At 73.3% G+C, this 4,547-nt stretch carries 1 protein-coding gene; it reads right to left on the bottom strand.

Annotation, left to right across the window (positions count from 1 at the left end; genetic code table 11):
- On the bottom strand, nucleotides 1-4,547 hold a 4,547-nt coding region (locus ABZ562_RS41005), incomplete at both ends, for an SDR family NAD(P)-dependent oxidoreductase (protein WP_361490531.1).

Below are 4,547 nucleotides of genomic sequence, written 5' to 3'. Positions count from 1 at the left end.
AACGCCGACTGCGCATACCCGGTCCGATCCAGCAGAGCCGCCTCCGCCGAACCCTCCGCCGCGAACAACACCTCCCGCACCGGGACCTCAAACCCTGGCCTGCCCCCAAGCTCCGCGTCCAGAAGGCCGCACACCTCGTCCAGGACCCGCGCGAACACCGGGAAGGCGCCATACAGCTCACGCCCCATACCCAGCCGCTGACTGCCCTGACCCGTGAACATCCACGCCGCACGACCCTCCGACACCACACCGGACACCACCGAGGGGCCGTCCAGCCCGGCCAGACCCGCGCGAAGGGCGTCGTCGTCGGCGCCCAGCACCACCGCGCGGTGCTCCAGGGCGGCGCGCGTCGTCACCAGTGAAAGGCCCACGTCGACGGCGGAGGGGGCCCGCTCGTCGAGGAACTCCGCCAGACGCCCGGCCTGTGCTTCCACCGCCCGCGCGCTCCGGCCCGACAGCACCCACGGCACCACCGGCAGGTCGGACGACGGCCGTTCCCCGGCTACGGCCGGGGCGGCCGGAGCCTCTTCGATGATCACGTGGGCGTTGGTCCCACTGATCCCGAACGACGACACACCCGCCCGGCGCGAACGCTCCCCCTGCGGCCAGCCACGAGCCTCGGTCAGCAGCCTGACCGCTCCGGCTTCCCAGTCCACATGCGACGAGGGCTGGTCCACGTGCAGCGTCCGCGGCAACTGCCCGGCGCGCAGCGCCATCACCATCTTGATCACACCTGCCGCGCCCGCGGCGGCCTGGGTGTGCCCGATGTTCGACTTCACCGAGCCCAGCCACAACGGCTCACCGCCGTCACGACCCTGACCGTACGTCGCCAGCAGCGCCTGCGCCTCGATCGGGTCGCCGAGCCGCGTCCCCGTACCATGCGCCTCCACCACATCCACATCGGACGCCAAAAGCCCCGCCGACGACAACGCCTGACGGATCACCCGCTGCTGCGACGGACCGTTCGGCGCCGTCAGACCATTCGACGCACCATCCTGATTGACCGCACTCCCACGCACCACCGCCAGCACCTCGTGCCCACGCCGCCGGGCCTCCGACAACCGCTCCAGCACCAGCACCCCAGCCCCCTCGGACCAGCCGGTACCATCCGCCGCCTCGGCGAAGGACTTGCACCGGCCGTCGGCAGCCAAGCCACGCTGCCGGGAGAACTCGACGAACGTGGCGGGGGTGGCCATCACCGTGACGCCACCGGCCAACGCCGTGTCACACTCCCCCGCCCGCAGCGCCTGACAGGCCAGATGCAGCGAGACCAGGGACGACGAGCACGCGGTGTCCACGGTGACCGCGGGGCCTTCGAAGCCGAAGACGTAGGAGATGCGGCCGGAGAAGACGCTGCCCGCGTTGCCGTTGCCGAGGAAGCCCTCGACCTCGTCCGGTACGGCGTGCACCCGCGACGCGTAGTCGTGGTACATCAGTCCCGCGAATACGCCGGTGGCCGTGGAGCGCAGCGAGTGCGGGTCCATTCCGGCGCGCTCCAGCGCCTCCCAGGAGGTCTCCAGCAGCAGCCGCTGCTGTGGATCCATGGCGAGGGCCTCACGCGGCGAGATCCCGAACAGCTCGGCGTCGAAGTCGGCGGCATCGTGCAGGAACCCGCCTTCGCGGACGTACGAGGTACCGGCATGGTCCGGGTCGAGGTCGTAGAGCCGCTCGATGTCCCAGTCGCGGTTGACCGGGAAGGGGGTGATGCCGTCCCCGCCGGAGGTCACGAGCTCCCACAGCGACTCGGGCGAGGTCACTCCGCCCGGGTAGCGGCAGCCGATACCGACGATCGCGATGGGCTCGTCGGCCGCGCCCCGGCTCCGTACGGCGGCCGCCGCGGTCTTCTCCTGTTCCCGCTCCGCTTCCGCGCCCAGCAGCTGCTCGCGGAGGTACGCGGCGAGCGCGGCGGGGCTGGGGTGGTCGAACACCAGGGTCGCGGGCAGCCGCAGCCCGCTCGCGGTGTTGAGGTGGTTACGCAGGTCCACCGCGGTCAGCGAGTCGAAGCCGAGGTCCGTGAACGCCCTGGCCGGGTCGACCGAGGTGGCCGATGAGTGCCCCAGTACCGCCGCGACCTGCGACTGCACCAGCGCAAGCAGCTCCCGGTCCTGTTCAGCGGCGGGCAGGGCGCGCAGCCTGCGTGCCAGCGCGCTCTGGTCGCCGTCGGCGGCCTGTCCGGCGACGCGCCGCCGCCGGGTGGCCGGGACGAGTCCGAACAGCACGCTCGGCAGGCTGTCCCGACGGGCGGCGAGAGCGGTGATGTCGAGTGTGACGGGCAGTACGAGGGCCTCGCCGGACCGTGCCGCGAGGTCCAGCCGTGCGAGCGCGTCGTCGGTGGCGAGGGCGGGGAAACCCTGCCTGCGCATGCGGGCCATGTCGGCGTGGCGGAGGCGGCCACCCATGCCGTCGGCGTGTTCCCACATGCCCCACGCCAGCGACACGCCCGGCAGGCCCTGGGCCTGCCGGGACGTGGCGAGAGCGTCGAGCACGGCGTTGCCCGCCGCGTACGCCGCCTGGCCGGACGAACCGACGATCCCCGAGATCGAGGAGAAGAGGACGAACGCGTCCAGCTCGCGGTCACGGGTCAATTCGTGCAGGTTCAGGGCCGATTCGGCCTTCGCTGCCAGGACGCGCGCCAGCCGCTGCGGGGTCAAGTCGGTGATGACTCCGTCGTCCAGCAGACCGGCGGTGTGCACCACGCCGCTGAGCGGCGCGTCCTCGGGAATCGCGGCCAGTGCCCGGGCCAGCGCCTCGCGATCGGCCACGTCGCACGCGGCGATCGTGGCCCGGGCGCCGAGGTCCGTCAGCTCCTGCCGGAGTTCTCGCGCGCCGGGGGCGTCGGGTCCGCGGCGGGACAGCAGCAGGAGGTTCCGTACTCCGTGCGTGGTGACGAGATGGCGCGCCACCAGCGCGCCGAGGCCGCCGGTGCCACCGGTCACGAGGACCGTGCCCCCCGCCCGCCAGGCGGGCGAGGCCTCCGCGGGCCCGGTCATCCGGGCGACGCGCGGCAGCAGCACTTGGCCGCCCCGCACCGCGAGCTGGCTCTCGCCCGCCTCGGCGAGATCGGTCAGGCTCGTGGCCAGCGCCTCGTACGAAGCCTGCTCGCCGTCGGTATCCGCCAGGACGAACCGGCCCGGGTTCTCGGTGATCGCCGAGCGCACGAGGCCCCACACCCCGGCGCCGGCGAAATCGTCGGCCTCGACGACCGCGCCCGAGGTGAGCACGACGAGGCGGGACTTGGCCAGACGCGGCTCGGCCAGCCACTCCCGTACGACGCGGAGCACGCCGCTCACGGCCTCGGTCACCTGGGCCTCGGCACCGGCACCGTCGGCCCGCGTGACCGGCAGCAGAACGGTGCCGGGAACGTCGGCGCCGCCGTCCAGGGCGGTGACGAGCTCGGCGAGGCCCGCGCGGCCGGTCACCGGGATTCCGGCGTCCTGCCATGGCCGCGCGTCGCCCAGGACGGTCCAGTCCTCCGGCCATCCGAGGTCGGCTGCGGGGGCGGTGGCGGGGATCCAGTCGAGCCGGAACAGGTTCTCGACGGTCGGAGCGGCGGCCGCGTCGGTGGCCGAAACGGGCCGCAGTACGAGGGCTTCGACCTCGGCGACGGGCTCACCGGACGTGTCGGCGACACGCAGTCCGACCTCACCCGGTGCACGGACGGACAACTGTGCCCGCACCTCGGGAGCACCGACGGCCGACAGCGCTACGCCGGACCACAGGAACGGCAGCAACGCCTTGCGAGGGCCGTCGGCTTCGTCCGGTACCGGCGCCGGGTAGTCGACTCCGAGGGCGTGCAGGACGGAGTCCAGCAGTGCGGGGTGCAGCCCGAAGCCGGTCGCGTCCGCCTTGGCCTCCTCGGGCAGGGCGGCTGTCACGAACAGGTCGTCGCCCAGCCGCCAGACCTCCCGCAGCCCCCGGAACACCGGGCCGTAGACCATACCTGTTTCCGCCAGCCGCTCGTAGAGCCCGTCGACCGGCACCGGCTCCGCACCAGCGGGCGGCCAGGCCCGCAGATCCCAGTCGGCGGCGGGCTGATCGGCGGTCAGGGTGCCGGTGGCGTTGAGGGTCCACGGCCGGTCGGCCGGAGCGCCCTCGGTGCGGGAGTGGATCCGCACGGTCCGGGGGCCTTCGCCTTCCGCGGGCTCGATGGCGATCTGTACCTGGACCGCGCCGTCGCGCGGCACCACCATCGGGGACCGCAGGGTCAGCTCCTCGACCCGGTCGCAGCCGGCCTGGTCGCCCGCCTGCACGGCGAGTTCGACGTAGGCGGTGCCCGGCACCACGACGGAGCTGCCGACCACATGGTCCGCGAGCCAGGGATGAGTCGCCACGGACAGCCGCGATTGCAGGACCGCGGTGTCCGAGTCCGCCAGCCGTACGGTGGCGCCCAGCATGGGGTGGCCGGCCGCGCCGAGCCCCAGCCCGTTGGTGCCGATCGCCGGGCGCGGGTTGTCCAGCCAGTACCGTTCGCGCTGGAACGCGTAGGTCGGCAGCGCGACCCGCCGGGCACCGGTCCCCGCGAACACGCCGGACCAGTCGACCCCCGC

The organism is Streptomyces sp. NPDC019937, assembly GCF_040631655.1.
In the GTDB taxonomy this organism is placed as follows: Bacteria; Actinomycetota; Actinomycetes; order Streptomycetales; family Streptomycetaceae; genus Streptomyces.
Note: the sequence above shows the minus strand (reverse complement) of the source record. Positions and strands in the feature narration are given on the sequence as shown.